Below are 22,253 nucleotides of genomic sequence, written 5' to 3' on the forward strand. Positions count from 1 at the left end.
ATTAATTCAGTATGAAAAAGATTATATACGCAATAATTCTTTTAACTGCGTTTACCCGATGTTCAGATGTTCTTGACATTGAAGATATAAGCAATTACAGTCCAGAGCTTGTTTGGAATGATGAAAATCTGGCTAATGCCTACATCGCAAACCTTTACCCCATGTTTGGAAACTGGAGTACGGGAGCTGATCGAACCAGTCAGCAGCTAGCAGGTATTGAGTTTTATGAAAATCGGATTACCATCACAAATAGTTCTTATAAAAATTGGGCATACGACCGGATACGATTAATCAATCAAGCTATTGTTGATGTAAATGATGGTGAATTACCACAGGAGGTGAAAGAAAGCATCACAGGACAAGCGCTGTTTATGCGCGCTTATACCTATTTCAACATGGTTATTTATCATGGTGGTGTTCCCTACATCAAAGTACCTCAGGATAGATACAATGATGATCTTTATGTTGCAAGAAATAGCACCGCAGAGTGTTTTGATTTTATCATTAAAGACATTGATGATGCAATCAGTTTTTTGCCAGAACATATTGAGAGTAGCTCTGCCGACTATGGAAAAATTGATGGAAACTTTGCTTTAGCATTCAAAGCGAAGGTACTCCTTTACAAAGCTTCTCCTCAGTTCAATCCGTCCAATCCGTGGGATAATCAACAGTGGGCAGATGCTTACACTGTAAATAAGCAAGCTTATGAAAGCCTGAAAAACCAAGGATATGCCTTAACTGAAGATTATTCAGATATTGCCTTGGTTGAACGTGGCCCCGAAGTTGTATTTGCAGTTATCAATTCTTATCCAGATAAAACGGCAAGTTGGGATTATGGTGTGCGTCCCGGTTCTGAAAGTCGAGGTCCGGCTTGGGCTTGTCCAACTTGGGAGTTCGTTAAAGAATTTCCGATGAAGGACGGCAAAATGTACAATGATCCAACCGGGGATTACTATAAAACGGATGAGGAGTTTTTACAATCTTACTGGGAAAATCGTGACCCACGTTTTGAGAAGTCAATTGTTTGGAATGGGAAGATTTATGAGGTGTCAGGCAAGGCAGGCAGACGTCAATACACTTCCTTGGGGATTGCCCACGAGTTGGATGACTTTGGCGTTAATCCAAATGCGGCAACCAACTCGACGAATTTAGATCGTTATACCGGATTTTTTATCCTTAAAAATAGTTTGCTAAGCCTGACTCAGTCAGAAGTCCAGCAATACGACGTCGACTTTATCTTGATGCGTTTTGCTGAAGTCATGTTGAATTACGCTGAAGCAGCAAATGAAACGGGTCACTTGGAAGATGCCTTAGATATTTTAAAACAAATTCGTTACCGTGCAGGAGTTGAAGCAGGGGATGATGGAAACTATGGAGTAGCAGCTACAACCCGGGAAGAAATGCGCGAAGCCATTTTGGCCGAACGTAATATTGAACTTTGTTTTGAAGGACATCGTTTTTGGGATTTGCGTCGTTTAAGAATGCTTGATCGTTTGGATGGAACCACCAAACATGGTGTTGAAGCGATTGCGATTAATGAAAATGGCGATGAAATGCCGCTTTCCGAAGCACGCGATAAAGCAAATGCAAATGAACTAACTGAAGCAAATTTTAAATACAGTACGTTGCGGGTTCCTCGATCGGGTGTTCAGGTTAATTCGTTACCAGAAACTTATTACTTTTTTCCAATCCACCAAGATGTGTTAGATCGAAATAGCAGCTTGGAACAAAACGTTGATTGGGGCGGAACATTTGATCCAACGCTTTAGACCAATCTGAGTCTAATAATCCAATAAAGTTAAAGTTTGACGAGGCTATCTCTTAGGAGATGGCCTCGCTTTTTATACGAAAAGGCTGATTGGTTTTCCTGAATTGCATGCTTTCTTTCGTTTCCTCGCTTAAGTCATGGCTGCTTTCAATCCTGATCCCTATTTTTGAAAACTTAGCTTGTAATGTTTTAGCCAGAATGAGGACTAAAAGGATAGCCTGTTTTTGCAAGACCGGATCAATTAAAACGGATCGAATAAGTTTACAATCCTATAACGATAAGATAAATGAAACGACTAAGCACATTTTTTACCTTTTTATTTGTAGCCCTCACTGTGTTGGGGCAGACTCCCTTGGAAATTCAACAGTGGAAACTGGCAACAGCCAAACAGGTGCATATGCCTTTGTTCGCCTCACAACCCGATGTGGATGGCAACACCTTTGAGCTGGCAGATTTGCTCGCTCAGGAAGTGATTGACTTTGCGGCAAATGACTATGAGTGGACAACAACAGCAATTGGCATTGATAGCTTGGTGCTTGAGGAAACAAAAGCCGATCAGCTGCTTTTGATGAAAGGTTTTCTAACTGTTGATCGCTGGACGAAAGGGAAACTAGTTTTAAGTTCAAATGCGGCTTACGAGTTGTATGTTGATAACGAGTTGGTAAAAACGCAGAAAGAAGCGAAGCTATCAACACAGGAGGTGGCCGTGAGCCTGCAAATAGGAAAACATGCAGTTCATCTAAAGTTGATTAGCTCGGAAGAGCCTTTAAAGTTGGCTGCCCAGTTTAAAGCCGATGACGATTTTGAAGCAAGCGTAACGGAATGGAGTTTGGAGCCAACTCGCTTTTTGACCATTCATGATGTGCTTGATGGCAAGTCAGTCAAGTCAGCTCAAATTTCAGCATCTGGAAAGTACGCCTTGCTGAAGTATAGCGAAGTGATTGCCGGCAATGGAAAAAGCAAGCAGTGGTACGAATTGGTTGATTTGGAGCAGCAGCGCACAGTTCAGGTGTTTCGTGAACCGAAACTCGGGCAGGTAAAATGGTTGCCAACAACCGATCGTCTCAGTTATACTGCTAGTTTCGATGGCAAATCAGATTTGTTTGTTTATGATCCAACGCTGGGAACCGAGCAAACCATTGCGACGGCCATTGAAGATTTAGCCGGTTATTCGTGGGCTGAACAAGAGAACTTCATCATTTATTCACGAAAGAAAGATGCAGAGAAGCCGGGCGACTTGAAACGGATTTATGGAAACGACGACCGCCTGCCTTATTTCAGAACGCGCTATTATTTGTATCAGCTTGATGTTGAAACAGGAAGTCGGATGCCTTTAACAGCAGGTGTTTGGAGTGCTAGTTTGCATGATATTCATCCGGATGGAAGCCGGATTCTATTTTCTACCAGCCGAAGAGATTACCGTGAAGTTCCCTTCTCGAAGCAAAACCTGTACGAGCTAAATTTGGAAACAATGGCTTTGGATACCTTGTGGAAAGACAAATTGTATGGAGGATCGTGCCAGTATTCTCCAAATGGCAAAATGCTTTTGGTGCAGGGCGGACCTGAATGCTTTGATGAGCTGGGCGTGAATGTTGAAGGTGATAAAATTCCGAATAGCTACGATAGTCAGCTCTACTTATTCAATTTGGATAACAAAAAAGCGACCAGCCTGACCTATGACTTTGATCCGGCTATTGCTGACGCTTTTTGGGCATCCGATGACCAGGTTTTTGTATCGGTGACCGAGCGTGATTACAAGAAACTGTATGAGTTAAACCCCAATAAAAAGAATTTCCGCGAGATAAAGCTGGACGTGGATGTGCTTAGATCAATTGATTATTCAGCTGATGGCTCGGTGGCTGTTTATACCGGAAGCAGTATTTCATCACCTCAGCAAGTCTATACCTTGCAACTGCCCAAAGGCAAGGGACAGTTATTGTCAGCACCGGCCAAAGAACAGTTTGAAACAATCGCTTTTGGAAAAACAACCGATTGGAATTTTACAAACAGCAAGGGAACAACCATTTACGGTCGGGTGTACTACCCACCGAACTATGAAGAAGGAAAACAATATCCGCTTATTGTGAATTTCTACGGCGGAACGTCACCAACTGATCGTTCATTCGATGGGCGTTACCCCAAAAATATTTGGGCGGCCAATGGTTATGTAGTATATGTGATGCAGCCTAGTGGAGCAACCGGTTTTGGACAGGACTTTTCAGCGCTTCACGTGAATGGTTGGGGCGAGGATGCCATTGACGATATCATTGAGGGAACGGAAAAGTTTCTTGAAGCGCATGATGAAGTTGATGCGGCTAATGTCGGATGTATTGGTGCTTCGTATGGCGGATTTACAACCATGTTGTTGCAAACACGCACCAAGCTGTTTAAAACAGCGATCTCCCATGCCGGAATTAGTTCTATCTCCAGTTATTGGGGAGAAGGATACTGGGGCTATTCCTACAATGCTGGAGCGGCGAAAAACAGCTACCCTTGGAGTCGAAAAGATATTTTCGTTGAAAACAGCCCGCTATACAATGCTGACCAGTTTAATAATTCCATTTTGCTGTTGCACGGAACCTCGGATACGAACGTGCCGGTAGGCGAAAGCTTGCAATACTACGCTGCGCTCAAACTGTTGGGCAAAGATGTGGAGATGGTTTTAGTGGCTGGCGAGGACCACTGGATTTTGGACTACAAAAAGCGCTTGGAATGGCACAACACCATCATGTCGTGGTTCGACCTGAAACTGAAAGACCAGGCACAACAATGGAATGATCTTTATCCTGACCGGGAATTGTAATCCTTAGCTCAGTTGATTTCGAAACAGGCAGGTCCGGTGCAAACAGGGCCTGCCTGTTTTTGTTTAGGTAGGCGATGCAGGAAGGTCGAAAGGCCGGGGAGCACCTCAATCAGCGTGTTTTTGAACGAGCCAGTGGAGGGACTTCTGAACTCTGTAACTTATAAATCAAGGGAATATTAAATTTTGGTAGAACGGCTTTCTTTGATTTTACATACCGCCTAAAAAAGAATACTTTTGTGCGGAAAATAGTTATTTATTTAAAACGATTATAAATTATGGCTGATGTACAAAAAACCCTGTTAATGATTCTGGATGGATGGGGAATTGGTGATGGTTCAAAGCGTGATGTTGTCACAACTGCACCGACTCCGTTTATCGATTCATTAGAAAAAGAATATCCCAATTCTCAACTACTGACTTCTGGTGAAAACGTTGGTTTGCCTGACGGACAGATGGGGAACTCAGAGGTAGGCCACCTGAATATTGGCGCTGGTCGCGTTCTTTATCAGGATATGGTAAAAATTACCAAAGCAATTAAAGATAAGTCGTTGTGGGAAAATCCACAATTGCTAAAAGCATACAATTACGCCAAGGATAACAACAAAAAAGTACACCTGATTGGCTTAATCGGCCCTGGTGGAGTACACGCTTTAAGCTCACACATGGTTGCACTTTGCCAAATGGCTACAGACCTGGGGCTAGAAGATGTGTTTGTTCATGGTTTGACTGACGGACGTGACACCGACCCTCGTTCAGGGTATGGATTCCTGGAAAAAGACCTGGAAGACCTGAAAGGAACGAACGGTAAATTCGCTTCAATCATCGGGCGTTACTACGGAATGGACCGCGATAAAAACTACGATCGTTTGAAGTTGGCTTACGACCTGTACACAGAAGGTAAGGGTGAGAAAGCAACCGACTTGTTGGCTGCCATTCAAGCTTCATATGATGCAGGTGTTACCGATGAGTTCATCAAGCCAATTTGCATGGTGAAAGAAGATGGTAGCCCGGTGGGAGTGATTGAAGAAGGTGATGTGGTTATCTGTTTCAACTTCCGTACCGACCGTTTGCGTCAAACAACAATTGCATTCACCCAGGAAAACTTGCCTGAGTTTGGAATGAAAACCATGGACTTGCAGTGGTACACCATGACCACTTACAAAGCCGACTTTAAAGGCGTCAATGTCATTTTCGAAAAAGCAAACCCAACCAATACCATGGGAGAAATTGTTTCGAAAGCTGGCTTGAAGCAAATCCGGATTGCAGAGACTGAAAAATACGCTCACGTAACCTTCTTCTTTAGCGGTGGCCGCGAAGACGAGTTTGACGGAGAAAGCCGTATTTTGATTCCTTCTCCTAAAGTTCCTACTTACGATCATCAGCCAGAAATGTCGGCTCCTAAAATTAAGGATGCGATTGTTCCTGAGCTGCAAAAAGGAGAAGTTGATTTTGTTTGCTTGAACTTTGCAAATGGCGATATGGTAGGACATACCGGTGATTACGAAGCGATTTCGAAAGCCGTATCTGCTGTTGACTCATGCGCAAAAGAAGTGGTTGAGGCTGCTCGCGCAAACAACTACAATGTATTGATTATTGCTGACCACGGAAACGCGGATAACGCGGTGAACGAAGATGGCTCAGCTAATACAGCTCACTCGTTGAACCCCGTTCCATGTATTTATGTGAGCGACGACAAGAACCTGACCATTGAAAATGGTATTTTGGCTGATGTAGCGCCAACCTTGTTGTCTGAAATGGGATTGGAAATTCCGGCTGAAATGACCGGTAAAGTTTTGATTAAACGCTAAGTTTTTTTAGATATCTTTGAGCCCTCCCGGATGGTTCGGGAGGGCTTTATTTTTTTATGTGCTATGCTGGAAATTGGAAAAACCATTGTTAGTTTCGATGTGATTGAGGAACACTTTCTGTGTGACTTATTTAAGTGTAAAGGTGCTTGTTGTGTTGAAGGCGATTCAGGTGCGCCATTAACCGCAGAGGAGGCGTTAAAGCTGGAAGAGATTTATCCGATTGTGGAGCCTTACATGACGCAGGAAGGAAAAGCAGTGATTGCACACCAGGGAACCAGCATGGTTGATGAGGATGGCGATACCGTTACTCCCTTGGTTAACAACCGCGAGTGCGCTTATACCTTTACCGATGATAAAGGGATTGTCAAGTGCGGAATCGAAAAAGCCTTTTTGGAAGGGAAGATCGATTTTCGTAAGCCGGTTTCCTGCCACCTGTTTCCTGTTCGGATTACCGAATACAAACGTTTTGACGCGGTCAATTACCAAGAGCTTAAAATCTGCAAGCCCGGTCGGGAGTGCGGACGCGGACAAAAATTGCCACTTTACCAATTCTTAAAAGAACCACTGATTCGCAAGTACGGAAAAGACTGGTACGAACAACTAGCCTTTGCCGCGAAAGAACGTCCTTGGGAAAAGTCAGCGGAGTAAATCACACCCATTACCCCTAGGGAAAGGAGTTTGGGGCAGCTGATCCTGGAGTCCTTCTATGTGATTCATAGAAGCGGCTGTTTACTCAAAAAGCCATTTTATCAGTTTTAACTTGGTATCCGTATAAGGCGGATACTTTATGTTGGGCTCAAACCAAAAGGGTTTATCCAATATACTTTTTCGGTGAGAGAATGCATCGAAGCCAGCCTTTCCGTGGTAGCTTCCAATTCCGCTTGAGCCAACGCCTCCAAAGGGGAGTTTGCTGTTTGAAAGGTGCATCACACTGTCATTAACAGCCCCGCCACCAAAGGAAATCTCTTTTAATAGTTGACGAATTAGCTTTCGGTTTTTCGAGTAAATGTAACAAGCCAGTGGTTTGGGCCTGGCCTTAACTTCCTGAACGGCTTCATTCAAATGATCAAAGCTTAGAACCGGAAGAATGGGGCCAAATATCTCATCTTTCATCACCTCATCATCAAAGGTCACATTCTTCAGAATGGTGGGTTTGATCAGTCTTTTTTCGCGATTGGAGTAGCCTCCATAAACGGTTTTTGCCGGATCAATCAGCTTGGTCAACCGATCAAAATGAGCGGTGGTTATAATTTTTAAATAATTGTCATCCAGCGAATCGTCATTGCTGTGATACTTGTCTAACTCGTTTGTAAGTGCTTCGAGAAACGGGCTTTCAATAACCCGGTCAACCAAAATATAATCGGGCGCAACACAGGTTTGTCCGGCATTCAGAAACTTAGCCCAGGCAATTCGTTTGGCCGTCAGCTTGAGGTCGCAGTCGGCAAGGACAAATGTTGGGCTTTTGCCTCCCAGCTCCAGCGTTACCGGCGTGAGGTGCTTGGCTGCAGCTTGGTAAATAATTTTACCCACGGGAATGCTGCCAGTGAAGAAGATCTTGTCAAACCGATACTCCAAGAGTTCACTCGTTTCTTTGACGCCTCCTTCGGCAACATGGAAATACTCGCTCGGAAAATTCTCGTTGATTATTTGAGCCATCACTTGTGAGGTGCGGGCCGGAAGCTCGCTGGGCTTTAAAATAACCGTATTGCCCGCGGCAAGCGAGGTGATTGCCGGAACCAGCGACAGTTGAAACGGGTAATTCCAGGCACCAATGACCAAGGTGTTTCCTAAAGGCTCGACAAGCTGATAACTTCTGGCCGGGAAATTGGCTAGTCCGGTGGCTACCTTTCGGGCTTTGCTCCACTTCGGAATTTTCTTGATGAAACCATTGATCTCATGATACAAGAGGGAGAGCTCAGAGATGTAGGTTTCAAACTCCGACTTGCCGAAATCCTGGTAAATTGCCTGGTAGAGCAAATCTTCATTTTCTTTTAGGACACGCTTAAATTTTTGGAGTTGTGCGATCCTGAAATTGACATCCTTGGTGGTATTGCTATTGAAAAACGCTTTTTGGAGTGTGTGAATGTTTTGAATGGTCATGGTTTGGTTGCTGGTTTCAAGATGGTGGTTGCTAAACTTTTGCGTTTAGCTACTTCCGTAGTTCATAGATAGTCAATTTTTCGTAATTCTTCCCGCAGAATTTCAAAGAATTGCACGCTGGCTTGTTTTTCGAACCAAGGGGTATGTCCACATTTATTGAGACGGATCATTTTAAAATCGGGGAGGAGGGCTGCTAATGGTTGTTCAACGCCATCGATGGGATGAGGGTCGTAGCTTCCGTGGATGGCTACAACGGGACATGAGATGTTGGCGGCACGGTGTAGCAACTTTTTTGTAGCCCGTAATTTTGAGGCTTCCGGCCAAACCGACTGGTAAATTTCCATATCGAGTTCAATTTGCTCTTGGCTGTTGCCTTCGTAATCAAACGAATCGGCCAAATTCATGAGTCGTCCAAAATCGCGCAAGGTTTGGTTGTCGGTGTTTCCTGAATGGATTTTGCAAAGCAGGTACTCTGCCTCTTCTCTGTTTGCTTGACTCAACCGACTGAGCCTGATGTCTATCAGATTTTTGTTGTATTTTTCGTCGAAAGCCCCGGAGCCAATTAAAATGAGCTGGCGAACTAAATCGGGGTAGTTGGCTGCAAAGAGAAAAGCCAACCATGCACCCCACGAATGGCCAATCAGGGAAACCGGTAAGTCGGCTTGCCGGCTAAGCTGTTTGTGCAGCTCCAAAAGTTGGGTACTAACTGAGCGTTCACTTTGCAACAACTCTAAAACGCCAAACTCATGCGCTAAATTTTCGGCTACCGGTTTTAGTTCTCCGGCAGCGCCCGGTCCGCCATGCAACAGGGCTATGCGGTAAGGTTTGGAGCCGTATTTTCGAATGGATTTCATGTCGGTTCGTGGAAACAGTATTTTGTTTTTTGAGTTATTGCGGTCTTCAACTTCCCATCATGCTACATTCTTTCGCAAACCCAGATGTTACGTGCAAATTTCTTTCCTTTTTTCTCAACCGTACAGCTATCCGAGACTTTTAGCCCCGAATTGCGGATGTGGGTTTCAATTCCAACAGTGGATACAATCACCACCCGCGGAGCCAACTTCGCTGTCGATTCAATAATGTTGAACGTGCTGGCGTCGTTCGATGAGGTGTATAAATTGTAGGGCAGATCGATAATGGCCGTGTCGTATTGCTGGGTCAGGTCTTTAACATCGGAGCGATAGACCTTGGCGGTGTAATTGTAGTGTGCCAGGTTTGTGCGGGTGGACCTGCAGGCTTTCCAGTTGATGTCACAGCCTTCAATATCGAATCCGGCAATACAGGCTTCCAACATCACGGTGCCAACGCCACAACACGCATCCAGCATCCGTTGGTTTTGATCGCCTTTGGAGGCAATGCCAACCAGCGCTTTCGCAATGTCCATATTGATGGCACTGCTAAACGAACATGGTTTTTTCTTGTGCGCTAACCAATCGGTTTGGTGCTTGGTTAAAACCCCAAAATACCAGGTGTTTTTGTACTGGCCAATAGCGTAGGTGATCGACGGATTCGTGTAATCCGGGTCTCCTTCAATGCAATAACCAGTATCTTTTAATTTGCTCAGTCTGTCGGCATACTTGGTTGGGTCGCCACTCAGGACCAGGTATTCCACCTTAAATCCATCAACATGAATGTTCTTTTGCTTGATCTTTTCGAGCAGACCGGAATAATCGGTTGCCGACAAAATAAGCTCAAACCGACTTCTGATAAAAGGGCTGATTGAAGGATTAAGCTTGAGATTTGAAAACAGCAAATTGTCCTGCTCTTCTTCCCCAAAAATCTGCCTCGACTCCAGCTTACATAGTTCTTCGTTATGAATGTCGTAGTTAATTGAATAGATGTAGCTGTGTGTATGCATATTTAAGGTCAAATTGTTGAGAAATAAGATTCATTCGTGGATCAAGCTTAAGTAGCCCCAAGTTTTATTGGGAGGCAAAAATACAAAAGAAAGTGGGAGAATGCATGTTTCTTTTTGATGCTTTAGAACGGAAAGTGCTTGTTGCAAGCGGATTTCAGGGGGAAGGGGTATTTTCTCGCAGGCTCGCGAGAGCCTTTTCTGGATCGGAATTCGCTCTCGCAGCGCTGCGAGAGCATTTCTTGGATTGGGTTTGGACTCTCGCAGCACTGCGAGAGTCTTTTCTGGATCAGAATTTATTGTCGCAGCGCTGCGAGAGTCTTTTTTTAATCGGAATTAGCTCCCGCAATCCTGCGAGAGCATTTCTTGGACTGGCTTTGGGCTCTCGCAGCACGGTGAGAGCATTTTCTGGCTAGGGTTTTAGCTCTTACAATTCTGCTCAGCTAGTTATTGGGCTAATTTCCTTTGCCTCAACCTCAACCTTCGCCTGTGCCTTCCCCTGCGCCTCTTTAAAAAAAGAAAGCCCGCTATTCCTGTTACAGAAATTGCGGGCTGTTTGCTTCTCCCCAAATCGTCAATTGTATCAATCTTAATTGACTTTGCCTTCGCCTCATCCTTTGACTTTTATAAATCTCTTCCTAATTGCGTTGGATCGTTACTTTTATGATCTGATCCACATCAGGATACATGAAACCATCGTCGACCAGTCGGACATTACCTCCTTCAACAGTGTCATCAGCGGATTGGGCTCCGGGATACTCGTTGACTTCGGTACCGGCGTCCCAAAGCATGAATAGCTTGGTGATATCTTTGTCAACAGGCGAGAAGGATAGCTTAATGCCATCGTCGTCAGGGGCAAAGAAGATGTCGTTTGATGCCCCAAGCATAAAGGCCAGGCTAAGTTGTTTGCCCACTTGGCCTTCGAACGAGAACATGTATTTGTCACCGGGGAAAAGCGGACCAGCTTCGGTGCTTCCCTCGGGCATGTTGGCCACGCCAACGGTATAACCAGCATTGGTGAGTGACTCGGCCAATGTTGCTGGGTTTCCGGTTTCAGCCAAGGTTTCCAGTCCCATGCCATAGTCAGGCTGTCCGTCCATAAAGACCGGCATCTCGGTTTTGTCGTGCAATACCCAAAGAACAGGTGCTACGGGTGATACATAGCCCGTGTTCATCGCAAGGTAATCAGCCAAAGGCATGAAATTGCCATCTTCGGCTACGTGTTCCAAGCCATGTCCGTAATTCATCATTCCTTCGTGAAACAAGGCATAAGCTTGTGCATGAACGCCCCAAACAACGGGTGAAATACCGGTGGAGCTTTCGCTTAGGTTGTCAATGGTCACGGTAAACATATTGCTTTCGCCATCGTAGTCCAACATCACTTTCAGGTTGGCACTCACGGCCGGGTAGGAATAACCATCATCGACTTCGGTGATGTTGCGAACGGTGCCGTTTTCGTCGGGACCGGTGTTGGGGGCTGGTTGTTGTGGACCGGTGTTTGGGCCTACGCCAGGCTCTTCGTTAATCTCAGTTCCGGCATCCCACAGCTGAATCCAATCGGTGATATCGCCTGTTGTTGGCGTATCGCCATCGTAAAGTGGAATTCCTTCGCCTGATGGTCCGTAAAATAAGTCGTTGGATGCGCCATACATGGTGGCAAACGATAAGCGGTGGTTTTTACCTGCATAAAATGAGAAGGTGTACGATTGGCCGGGATGAGCAGGTCCTGCTTCCGAAGTGCCTTCGGGCATGGTAGCTGCTCCCGACTGAAAGAAGTCGTAGGGCATGGAGACATTTTCAACGGTTACGGTGTACATTCCCGTGGGCGGAGCGACTGCTCCAGGGTGGTCTTTGTCTAAACATTGGGTAAAAGTTGCTGCTAAGAACAACATAATCAAAGATAAGCGCATAACTTTCATAGCAATAAATTTTTAAGAATTAATGTATCAGCAAGTTCCGCTTAAAGTATCACAGGAGGGTCACAACAAATTCAAACTTTTATAACGATTTTGTGGCGGAGGAGAAGGAATAGGACAGGCAAAGGCAAAGGCGGAGGCTAAGGTACAGGTTGAGGATCAGTTGTTCTAATTTAAGGTGTTACAAATGTTTGATAGTCTGATATCTGAAAATCTAATGATCTATTAATAGTGAGATGAAGGGGGTATTAGCTGTGTTGTCGGTGTTGGGCTTTGGAATAACTATTTATTGACATTCAATTAGTCATGAAAAAAGCCAGGGAGTTGTCCCTGGCTTCGTTGCTTCTGGCCCGCAGGGGGCCTTATCGTTGCGCCTTCCTCTTTAAAACCGATTTACGCGCTGGTGGCAATAGGGCGTTCCTCCCTTTTTGACGTAATAGTCTTGGTGGTAGCCTTCAGCTTTCCAGAACGTGGCTGCCGGTGCTACCTGGGTGGTTACCTTGTAGCCTTTGCCTTTCAAGAGCTGGATCAGCCCCTCGACAATTTTTTTCTGCTCTTCGGTTCGGTAAAAAACGGCCGATCGGTATTGCTCGCCAATGTCTGGCCCTTGCCGGTTGAGCTGTGTCGGATCATGGATCTCAAAAAACAAGCGGGTCAGTTCTTCATACGAAGTTTCTGACGGCCTGAAAATAACGCGAACCGTTTCGGCGTGCCCGGTTTTGTGGTGGCTCACATCCTGGTACGAAGGATTTTTCTTGCTACCTCCCATGTAGCCCGACTCCACTGAAATGACTCCTGGTGCTTGCTCTAGGTAATATTCTACGCCCCAAAAGCAGCCACCGGCAAAGTAGGCTGTATCGGTTGAGGCAGTCGTGCCCGTTTTGGCTGGAATAAACTCCAGCGAAATGGAATTTACACAGTGGCGCGTGTTCTTGGCTGTAAATCCTTCATTGAGGAATACATGCCCCAGGTGGGCCCCACAGGCGTTGCAGGTAATTTCGGTCCGCATGCCATCGGCATCGGGCGTCCGTTTCACTGCACCCGGAATTTCATCGTCGAAGCTCGGCCAGCCACAGCCTGCATCAAACTTGTTAGTTGAATGGTACAACTCAGCTCCACAGCGTTTACATACGTAGGTTCCTTCCTCAAAAAACTGATCGTACTTCCCGGTAAAAGGGCGTTCGGTGCCTTTATGCACGATAACATGTTCTTCCTGCGGCGTTAGTGCGCGAAATTGGCTGTTCATTTTTTGTTGCTTATTGTTTTGAGCGCAGCCAGCCAGTGTCCAGCTACCCATCAGAATAATAAAGATTGTCCGTTTCATCACTTGTCTCCTTTCTACTAGCATTAAATAAGCTTTCTGGTCTTTTTTTCGCTTCGGTTTGTTGCGGCGACCAATTACTCTGTAACAAAGTTGGGAGCATTAAGTCACAGGAACATCACAAAGCCTTCAAACTTTTATAACGATTAAGCTCTGTTGGCAATGGGTAAATCAAAGCTGAAGGTGGTTCCTTTTCCCAACTGGCTATACACACGGATGGAAGATTGGTGCAGTTCGATGATTTTCTTCACGATGGCCAGCCCCAAGCCTGTGCTTTGCCGGTCTTCGCGCCCTTTGTAGTAACGTTGAAAGACGTGTTCCAAATCTTCCTGCTTAATTCCCTGTCCTGAGTCAGCGACGCGCACCTCAACGGTTTGGGGATTTTTGGTATCAATTTCAATATTGATGGTGTCGCCTTCTCGGCAATATTTTACGGCATTGTCGATGAGGTTTTGCAAAACCCGGTCAATCATCGAAATGTCGGCTTCCACCAAAGGCACTTCTTTGGCAATGACGGTATTAACGCTGATGCCTTTCTTTTGAGAGATGATCCGGTATTTGTTGGCAATATCGTAAACGAGCTCAGCAATGGAGAAAGGCTCCGGCTGCGGTTTTACCTGGTGGGCTTCCAATTTCGACAATTCAAATAAATCTTCAACTAACTTTTTAAGTCGCCCACAACTTTTGTAAATCACCTCCAGGTATTTCTCCTGTTCCTGGGGCTGAATGGTCTCTTTTTTCAGCAGCAGGGTTTCAGCATATCCCTGGATCGAAGCTACCGGCGTCCGCAAGTCGTGGGATACATTACTGATCAGTTCGCGCCGTAAGTTATCCACCCCTTTTAGTTCCTGAATGTTTTGCTCAATGGTGTCCGCCATTTCGTTAAAAACCAGGCCAATTCGGTCCAGTTCGCCTTCGTTCTTTACCTCAATTCGCTTGCTTAGGTTGCCTTCCCGAAAGGTGCTGATTCCCTCAATGATGGGGTTCAGCTTGCGGGTGATCATCCAAATGGCCCACAATCCTACCAATGCCGAAATAATCAGGATGGTGATCACCGATCGAATAGACAGGCCGAGGATGTAACTTCCCAAAACGGCTTGGGATGCCGAAACATATTCCTGGCTGGCTAAAACAATGTAGATGTAGCCGGTGAGTTGGTCGCCATTGACGACCCGCGCTGCAGAAAAGGTTTTGTATTCGCCGGGATTTCGGGGATCATCGCCGTAAATGATGCTGTGCTCGGGATCTGCCAAAAAGCTTTTCACCGGAGTCAGATTGACGTGTTCCAGTTGCACAACTTTATCGGGAGCCACATATTGCAGGATTTTTCCCTCGGGATTGAGCAGGTAAACTTCCACAATGGGGTTGATCACCATCATGGAGTGCATCAAATCTTTGACTCCTTCTTCGCTGATAATACCGTCCTTTATAAACGGGTTGATCATGGCAATGGTGTTTTGCGCCAGCTCGCTGTTGAGGCGCTGGTTAACCTCAACGGAATAGCTGCGGGCTGACTCCACCGAAATGTAAAGGACGATGGCCGTAAACAGGAAAAGCACCAACAAAAAGATGGCGGAAACCTGCATGTACAGGCGATTGAATATTTTTGGTCTGGCAATTTGCATCGGTTAAATTTTTAAGCTCAGGATTCCCTGAATTTATAGCCCACGCCCCAGGTGGTTAAAATGTATTCCGGCTTACTCATGTCCTTTTCCACCTTGGAACGTAGCCGGTTAATATGTGAGTTAACAGTGTGTTCAAAGCCCTCAAACTCGTATCCCCAAACCTGGTTGAGCAGCTGCATGCGGGAGTAGGTTTTCCCGGGATTTGAAGCGAGGTGAACCAAGAGGTCAAATTCTTTCGGTGATAGTTCAATCCGTTCGCCTGCAATTTCCACAATTCGCATTCCAACGTTGATGTACAGTTGGTCGTAGCGCAACTCCAATTCCTCTTGGTCTTTTGCAGCGGTGTGTTGCTCCGTTCGGCGTAAAACTGCTTTAATACGGGCCAGTAACTCGCGAATACCAAATGGTTTGGAAATGTAGTCGTCAGCACCAATCTCTAGTCCAAGCACCTTGTCAATTTCTTCTGATTTGGAGGTAATCATCAACACAGGGGTGTTGTTCTTCTCCATGCGAAGACGTTTGCACACCTCAAAGCCATCCAGCAAGGGTAGGCGAATGTCGAGCAAGATAAACCGGTAATGGTTGTTTAAGGCTTTCATCAGTCCGTCCTGACCATCGTAGGCTTTGTCCACTTCCAGGGCCATATCAGCTAAATGAATCGCAATCAGTTCCGAAATATCTTTATCATCCTCTATAATTAAAGCTTTTTCCATGAGTGTTTTTCTATGAAAACATTCGAAAGGTAGCATGTGTTTATCACAGAAGTATCACAAAGTCATTAAATTAGGTTCACAGTGCTTGTGGATAAGTTGGTTGTTGTGCTGAAAGGCCCAAGTGGTGGATTGTTTCGGGGGTATTGTGAGTAGGGCACAAATCAGTTACATTTGAACCAATATTCAAAAAAAAAATCATGTCATCCAATACACCCACCATTCGTCAGGAGCTGAAGTCGCTTCGGACTATTTATGGAGCATTAATTGTCGGAGTTGTTCTTTTTGCTTTGATTGCAATTGCTCTAACCTTAAATGGAGGAGTCAAACAGGAGGATCCTGGGTTTGCGCAAATATTGCTAATTGTTGCAACCCTTACGGCCTTGGTTAATATTCCTATGGGGCTTTCATTGTTTAAGCGCCGAACGGCTACAATTAGCGATGAACCTTTGAAAAATAAGATTGAAATTTACCGTTCTGCAATGATCATTCGCACAGCAATCTTAGAAGGGAATGGCTTCTTTTTTATTGTTTGCTATATCCTAACTGGAGCTACTGTCTTTTTGATCGAGTTGCTTGCTATTATCGTGCTGATGATCTATTTCTTTCCAACATCAAGTCGTTTGTCCAAAGAGATGCAGCATGACCTCCGGGAATTGTAGGGAAGTGATTTCTTTTATTTCTACCAGAAAACTTTAGCGTTTACAAGTTCACTTATTGAATTTGAATTTCGTGACTGGCCTGCCAGGTTTTACCATTCTGATTAATTCCTTGCAGGATGATGAGGTAAGTCCCGGTATTGTCTCCTGTATGAAATGAGAAGGAGCCAGTTCCTTGTTTATCTGTGGTTAACTCAGAAGACCAGAACAAGCAGTTTCGGAGGTCAGGGATACGTTCACCTGGAAGTTCAGGCTGAAATGTAGCTTGAGTCTCAGCAAGTAACTTGTAGGAAATAAATCGCCCGGCTGAAGGTAAATCGAGTCCGGCCAAATCACCTTTGCGGGAAAAGAAACTGATAATTCCTCCGTAAGTGATGTCGCCGCGGATATAAGGCTGGCTGATGACTTCCATCTTTTTGAGTCTTTTAGGATCCAGAGCTAGTATTTTTTCGGTATCGAAAACAGAGACCATGTCAATGAGCACCAATGGTGAGTAAATTGAGAGTTCAGGATCGGCTCCAGTTACGGCTAAGGTTTTTCGAGTGTGATTTTTCTTGACCCTTACTCGAGGGACCAACTCATGCAGGTACTCTTCAACAGAGGGCAGCTCGATGTAGGCATCAAAATCAAGCGAGAAGTCAGGAGTTCCATAAAAGGCTGCTTCCTTTTGATGCTTTTGAGCCTGCTTTTGAGCTTGCTGTTCCTGGTAGAGCTGGTGTACTTGGCTGGTGAAACTTAGCGTTTCGTATAGCTCCCTGTATTTCGGCGAAAAATCGATAGGCACAAAAGGGAGAGTCGTAAGTCGAGTTTCAAAATCGTTGTCAACTAAAATAAGCGGATGAACTCCTTCTTCTTTTCCTTTTGAGGAAATAAATAACTCATAGTTGCCTTTTAGATTGCCCAAGTCAAAAAAGAATCGACCATTTTCATTGGTTAGTAGGTTTAGGTTCTCCGGATTATCCTTGAAAACAGTCAGCCCCACTAAGGTATAGGGTAAAGGCAACGAGTCGGTTTCATTAACCACTGTCCCTGATACAGATACTCCCCGGGTTTCAGGAATGAATTCGGAAGTGGTGGCGTTGTTCGTTGTGTTTATTACAGAGGCTGCTTGTGATTGTTCAGTCCCTTTGCGGACGACAGTTGCAAGGACTGGGCCTTGCTGATAGTTAGGTTCGGCAATGGTATAGCCAACGGTAACTTGTTCTCGCTGAATATAGTTTTGTTTAGTTGTTTCAATTTCAACCCCAGGAGTATACTTTGGGGAAGAATGATTTTTATTCTGGAGACTTTGCTGTCCATTGGATTCAAGTAGTTCTTGACGAAATGGATTAATGATGCTGACCATTTTGTAGTCCTGAAGCTGAGATGGAAAATTGCGCATCCATCGGGTATAGGCTCTTAAATAGTAGTTACCCGTAAGCACCCACCGTGGAAGTTTTATCTTTCCAGATGCTTTTCGAGAATAGTTCAACTTTTGCTGCTCAATAATTTCGCCATCGGGAGTGAGTAGATCGATGTATACGACTTGACTCCAGTCATTTCGCTGCATTGGCCTAGCCGAGTTGTTATAAATAGAGAATAAGATTGATTCTTCAGCACAATAGATTTGTCGGTCAGTTGTTAGCCATATTTGTTCTATCAGCTTTTGCTTTTTTACTTCAGGTAAGTCTGTCTGAGCCATCAGGTTTTTCTCAACAAAGAGAAACGTGATTAAAATGGCTAAATAGTATGCAATTTGTTTTGTGTTCATTCGTCAATCCAATAAGGTGGTTTTTCGGTTGTTCCTCCAAGCAAGGTGCAGATAAAACAGCTCGTGTTAGCATAGCCCCAAGCGTCGTTCCCATTTAAATCTTTTATTGGGACCATATAGAGTGGTCGTGGTTGGGCAGGTAAGGGCTCAGTTGTATCTAGGAGAGCTGCTGTGCAATATTCAACTTCGCTAAAGGAAAGTTCGGGAACATCCAATATATGAATACGTTTAGTCTTCACCGATGAGACTCCAAAATAGCCTAGAACAACTTCATTCGGATTAGATGGATTGGAGATATTTCCTTTGACATTGCCAGGTTGTTTGCCAAAAAGGTCTGTTGCTTCCTTGTTATTTTTGCGGAGGTTTTCCCAGTATTCATAGGCATTTCTTGAGAGGGAAAGCTGTTTGACTAACAGGCTATATTGGTACATCAATCGTTGCGTGTGATCATTTACAAAATGGAGCGGGTATTTTTTGTAGCTGTTTTGAGTAAATCCCTCTGTTGACAAGGCAAAGATTTGGTTCAGCTCTTCAGTTTTGTAACAGTAATAGTAGGAGTAGTCGGTACCAGACTCGTGGATAACTCCTTCTTCATCCAAATAGCGAATGATGGGCCAGGTAGAGTGATATTCGTAAGTTTCTTCCAGTTTCCAACGATAGTAGTTTCCAGATTGGCTGTCTCCTTCAAAGTCGATGTAAAATTGTAATCCATCTTCTTCTGAGCCACGTCCATAGGTTGATTTTGTTTCTAAGTCATAGTAAACATCAGCAATATCGGGAGAGGGAGTCAGTGTTTCTTCACTGCTTTCATAACTAGTTCCATCGGGAAGGTTTACTTTTAGTTGAAAGGATTTGCCAACTTCAAGCATTGAAGGTTCTAATTCTGCTTCATAATGCCCTTGACCTGCAGTTTCTTGAAAAACAATCTGGTTTCCCGTATTATCTTCAACAATGACTTGACAGCCGGAGATCGGAATAAATTTAGGATTTTCAGGCGACGAGGATCTGGAAATCTGAATTTGTTGATTGCCTCCTTCATCTGTAATTGTTCCACTGATGACGATTTTTCCTTCAATATCTTCATCGGCATTGATAAAATACCGATCGATACAGGAAGGCGAGAGCCACAGTAGGAGCCCGATTAATAATATGAGTTTAGTTATTCGCATAATTTCCAAGTTTCCAGTTCCATGATAGAGTGATAATTGGAATACCAATTACGGCATATTGATATCCTCGCAACTGGCCTTCTTCTGATTGAAAATAAACAGAATTGGCATTTCTCCTTCCGGTAAGGTTGTAAACACTTAACATCCAATAGCTGTGCATTGGTTTTTTCGATCTTAGATTTCCTTCTAATTTTATAGAAGCGTCCATTCTGATGTAATCAGGAATGCGGTAGGCATTTCGATCAGAGTAATCTACAAAAGGTTGATCTTCCACATAATATACGCCTTCAGGCATGGTGATTGGCCGGCCGGTATTATAAACTAAATTAAATGAGAAGGAGATCCGTCTGAGAGGTTTATAGTTTGTAACTAAATTGAAGACATGCGGTTTGTCAAAATTAGAAGGGTATGTTTTTCCTCCGTTTATTTGTTCAAAATCATGTTCTCCGTCAACGGTCATGAGGGATCGAGAATAGGTGTAAGAGGCCCATCCGTTAAAGCGCCCTGTTTCTTTTGATAGCATAAATTCGGCACCATAGGCTTCCTGATCGCCTTGCAAGATTGTTGTTTCGACAAAGGGGCTGGCTAAAAAGTCGGCACCATCCTTATATTCCACAATGCCTTCGCCTGTTTTATAGTAGAATTCGGCTGTTGCTGCGAGTCCAATACGAGGAATGTCGTGATAATATCCGGCAGAGTACTGCAATGATTTCGGTGGTGTTATATGAGAATCAACTAATTTCCACTGATCATTTGGGGCAATGGAATACGTATTGCTAAGCATGAAAAGGTATTGCGTCATCTGAGTGACCGAAAGCTTGATTGAATTGTGACTTCGTATTTTAAAATCAAGACCAACTCTCAATTCGGGATTGGTGTATGAAACAATTTGCTCTCCTTTCTTATAGTCCACAGTTTCTTCTACATTAAGATCATTGAAGGGAGCTCCTGCAACATATTGACGAACTGATCGTGGTCCAAAGGCTGTGAAATTACTCAGGCGAAATCCTGCGTATAAGTTGAGTCTGGGGCCGAGAGATAAATTGTCATCGATAAAGAATGCCGTTTCTAAGCCTCTTTCTTCTCCTAAGTCAACAGGCACTTTTAATGACTCATCTCCGAAAGGAGTAACACTTCCTCTGTCTAATTGGTAGAGAATTGCCGACGCACCAGCAGTTAAGGAATGTCGATCATTTGGAATCCATCCTAGTTTAAGTTTTGCCTCGTAATGATCCAGACGATAGTCATGCTTGTAAGACTCACTTACTAAGCGAGTGTTTGCTGTTGAAAAATCATAACGAGAGCCAATTACAGATACGGATGATTTGATTGCCGGCGAAAACTGATGCCTGTAATTGACTGAAAGTCCTGTATTGCCATATTCGTATTCGGTGTAATTATTCAATGTAAAATCATCATTGCTATTGTAAGCGAATATGCCGAGTTGATCTTTATCGTTCAAATCTATGTTGATGGCTCCAGCAAAGTCATAAAACGAAGCACTACTATTTCTGAGATCTGGATCATCTAGCCGCTTTAAGATCCAGTCGGAATAGGATGATCGCGCACTTAACATGAGTGAAACTTTATCTTGGACCAGTGGTGTTTCAATTTCAGCATTGGCGGAAATAGGGCTAACACCTCCTTGGGTGAAGAACTTTTTCTTATTGCCCTTGCGGGTTTCTACATTGAAAATTGAAGCTAAACGACCACCATACTCAGAGGGAATTTGTGCTTTGTAGACAGAAAAATTATCGATTATTCCAGAGTTTATGGCTGAAAAGAACCCGAAGAGATGAGAACTGTTGTAGATTGGAATTTCGTTGATATAGAAAAGGTTTTGGTCGGCATTTCCTCCCCGTACATTAACGCCTGCAGCACCTTCGCCAACACTGACAATCCCAGGCAAAAGCTGGGCTACCTTGAGGACATCTTTTTCGCCCATCAAGGTAGGGAGTTCTTTCATGGTTTTAACGGAAACACTTTCCATTCCGACTTTAGCTCCGCGAGTTGTTGATTCGGCGCCTTGGACGACGACTTCCTGAATGGCTTCAATTTTCTGCCCCAAAGACATCGTAAAATACCCAGCTGAACGAACATCTAGTCTGCATTTCACTTCCTTCATTCCGAGGCTTTGAAAAACAGCTTGGTATACGCCAGGCTTAAGCGATAGACTTAAACGTCCGTCTGGTCCTGTTGCTGCTCCTCGTTGTAGCTCTTGGATAAATAGTGTGGCGCCAATTAAGGCTTCTCCAGTTTCTGAGTCGGTCAATCTCCCGTTAATTGCTACAGATCTTCCATTAACAGCCTTATTCTTGTTGCCTATAACAATCGTTTTTAGCATGTCAGGTCTTCTGCCTTGCAAGTATTTGTCCGTGGAAGATGTTTGTTCTGTGTCTTTGGTTTGTGTTTTATCTTCATGCAGTGCATTGTGGTATGTTGGTAAAGAAGATAGTGCACTTTTTTTGGGAAGAATATAAATTGTTCCAGGTGCTTTAAACGTAAAACCTACCTTTTCATCTGCTAGTATGTTTTGCATAACAGCGGTGATCGGTTCGTTCTGGATGTTAAGGGTTACCTGAACGGAGTCTATCCAGCTGTCTTTAAAGAAGAAATGAAGATCATATTCTCTTTCGGCTTGCATCACGAACTCTTTAAAAGTAAGATTCGAGTAGGAGCCGCTAATATGCACTTCATGTCCCGTTTGAGCAACTAGAGCCAATGATAATAAGTTTAGGAATAGGAAGTTTATTAGTCGTAGTTTCATGG

At 44.2% G+C, this 22,253-nt stretch carries 15 protein-coding genes; 5 read left to right on the forward strand and 10 right to left on the reverse strand.

Annotated elements, in window-relative coordinates; translation table 11 throughout:
- The first annotated feature begins 11 nt into the window (after positions 1-11).
- From BM156_RS06265 to BM156_RS06280, 4 genes are all read left to right on the forward strand, one after another.
- Positions 12-1,769 (forward strand): RagB/SusD family nutrient uptake outer membrane protein, encoded by a 1,758-nt coding sequence (locus BM156_RS06265; RefSeq protein ID WP_093918982.1) that lies wholly within the window; start codon positions 12-14, stop codon positions 1,767-1,769.
- 285 nt (positions 1,770-2,054) lie between these two features.
- The gene (locus BM156_RS06270) at positions 2,055-4,571 is read left to right on the forward strand and encodes a S9 family peptidase (protein WP_093918983.1); all 2,517 of its coding nucleotides are present in this window, start codon (positions 2,055-2,057) and stop codon (positions 4,569-4,571) included.
- A gap of 275 nt (positions 4,572-4,846) precedes the next feature.
- Complete coding sequence (gene gpmI, locus BM156_RS06275) at positions 4,847-6,379, forward strand: 2,3-bisphosphoglycerate-independent phosphoglycerate mutase (RefSeq protein ID WP_093918984.1); 1,533 nt, start codon at positions 4,847-4,849, stop codon at positions 6,377-6,379.
- A 63-nt stretch (positions 6,380-6,442) separates the two neighbouring features.
- Positions 6,443-7,027 (forward strand): DUF3109 family protein, encoded by a 585-nt coding sequence (locus BM156_RS06280; RefSeq protein WP_093919416.1) that lies wholly within the window; start codon positions 6,443-6,445, stop codon positions 7,025-7,027.
- Between the two features lie 81 nt (positions 7,028-7,108).
- On the opposite strand, the gene BM156_RS06285 is transcribed toward BM156_RS06280, so the two are convergent.
- From BM156_RS06285 to BM156_RS06320, 7 genes are all read right to left on the reverse strand, one after another.
- Positions 7,109-8,479, reverse strand: a complete 1,371-nt coding sequence (locus BM156_RS06285) for an aldehyde dehydrogenase (protein ID WP_093918985.1) — start codon at positions 8,477-8,479, stop codon at positions 7,109-7,111.
- A gap of 62 nt (positions 8,480-8,541) precedes the next feature.
- Positions 8,542-9,333 carry an alpha/beta fold hydrolase gene (locus BM156_RS06290; RefSeq protein ID WP_093918986.1) on the reverse strand — a complete coding sequence of 264 codons (792 nt, stop codon included), beginning with the start codon at positions 9,331-9,333 and terminating at the stop codon, positions 8,542-8,544.
- Positions 9,334-9,395: 62 nt separating this feature from the next.
- Entirely contained in the window at positions 9,396-10,337 is a 942-nt protein-coding gene (locus BM156_RS06295) for a TRM11 family SAM-dependent methyltransferase (RefSeq protein ID WP_093918987.1), read from the reverse strand.
- Between the two features lie 635 nt (positions 10,338-10,972).
- Positions 10,973-12,253, reverse strand: a complete 1,281-nt coding sequence (locus BM156_RS06305) for a spondin domain-containing protein (RefSeq protein ID WP_093918989.1) — start codon at positions 12,251-12,253, stop codon at positions 10,973-10,975.
- A gap of 379 nt (positions 12,254-12,632) precedes the next feature.
- Entirely contained in the window at positions 12,633-13,574 is a 942-nt protein-coding gene (locus tag BM156_RS06310) for a bifunctional methionine sulfoxide reductase B/A protein (protein WP_093918990.1), read from the reverse strand.
- Between the two features lie 143 nt (positions 13,575-13,717).
- On the reverse strand, positions 13,718-15,196 hold the full coding sequence (locus tag BM156_RS06315; protein ID WP_093918991.1) for a sensor histidine kinase: 1,479 nt from the start codon (positions 15,194-15,196) through the stop codon (positions 13,718-13,720).
- A 17-nt stretch (positions 15,197-15,213) separates the two neighbouring features.
- A complete protein-coding gene (locus BM156_RS06320) occupies positions 15,214-15,909 on the reverse strand; it encodes a response regulator transcription factor (RefSeq protein ID WP_093918992.1) in 696 nt (231 codons plus the stop codon).
- Positions 15,910-16,106: 197 nt separating this feature from the next.
- Between BM156_RS06320 and BM156_RS06325 the strand changes: the two genes are divergently transcribed.
- Positions 16,107-16,568, forward strand: coding sequence for a hypothetical protein (locus BM156_RS06325; protein WP_093918993.1), 462 nt, complete (start codon positions 16,107-16,109; stop codon positions 16,566-16,568).
- A gap of 52 nt (positions 16,569-16,620) precedes the next feature.
- Here BM156_RS06325 and BM156_RS06330 read toward each other — a convergent pair whose 3' ends face one another.
- Genes BM156_RS06330 through BM156_RS06340 form a run of 3 tightly spaced genes read right to left on the reverse strand, consistent with a single transcriptional unit; the run spans position 16,621 to position 22,251 of the window.
- Positions 16,621-18,315 (reverse strand): carboxypeptidase regulatory-like domain-containing protein, encoded by a 1,695-nt coding sequence (locus tag BM156_RS06330; RefSeq protein WP_093918994.1) that lies wholly within the window; start codon positions 18,313-18,315, stop codon positions 16,621-16,623.
- Complete coding sequence (locus BM156_RS06335; RefSeq protein WP_093918995.1) at positions 18,312-19,484, reverse strand: DUF4249 domain-containing protein; 1,173 nt, start codon at positions 19,482-19,484, stop codon at positions 18,312-18,314. The genes BM156_RS06330 and BM156_RS06335 overlap by 4 nt, the downstream gene beginning before the upstream one ends.
- Complete coding sequence (locus BM156_RS06340) at positions 19,471-22,251, reverse strand: TonB-dependent receptor (protein WP_093918996.1); 2,781 nt, start codon at positions 22,249-22,251, stop codon at positions 19,471-19,473. Before BM156_RS06340 ends, BM156_RS06335 begins: the two co-directional genes overlap by 14 nt.
- Positions 22,252-22,253: the final 2 nt, after the last annotated feature.

Source organism: Sunxiuqinia elliptica (assembly GCF_900113005.1).
GTDB lineage: Bacteria > Bacteroidota > Bacteroidia > Bacteroidales > Prolixibacteraceae > Sunxiuqinia > Sunxiuqinia elliptica.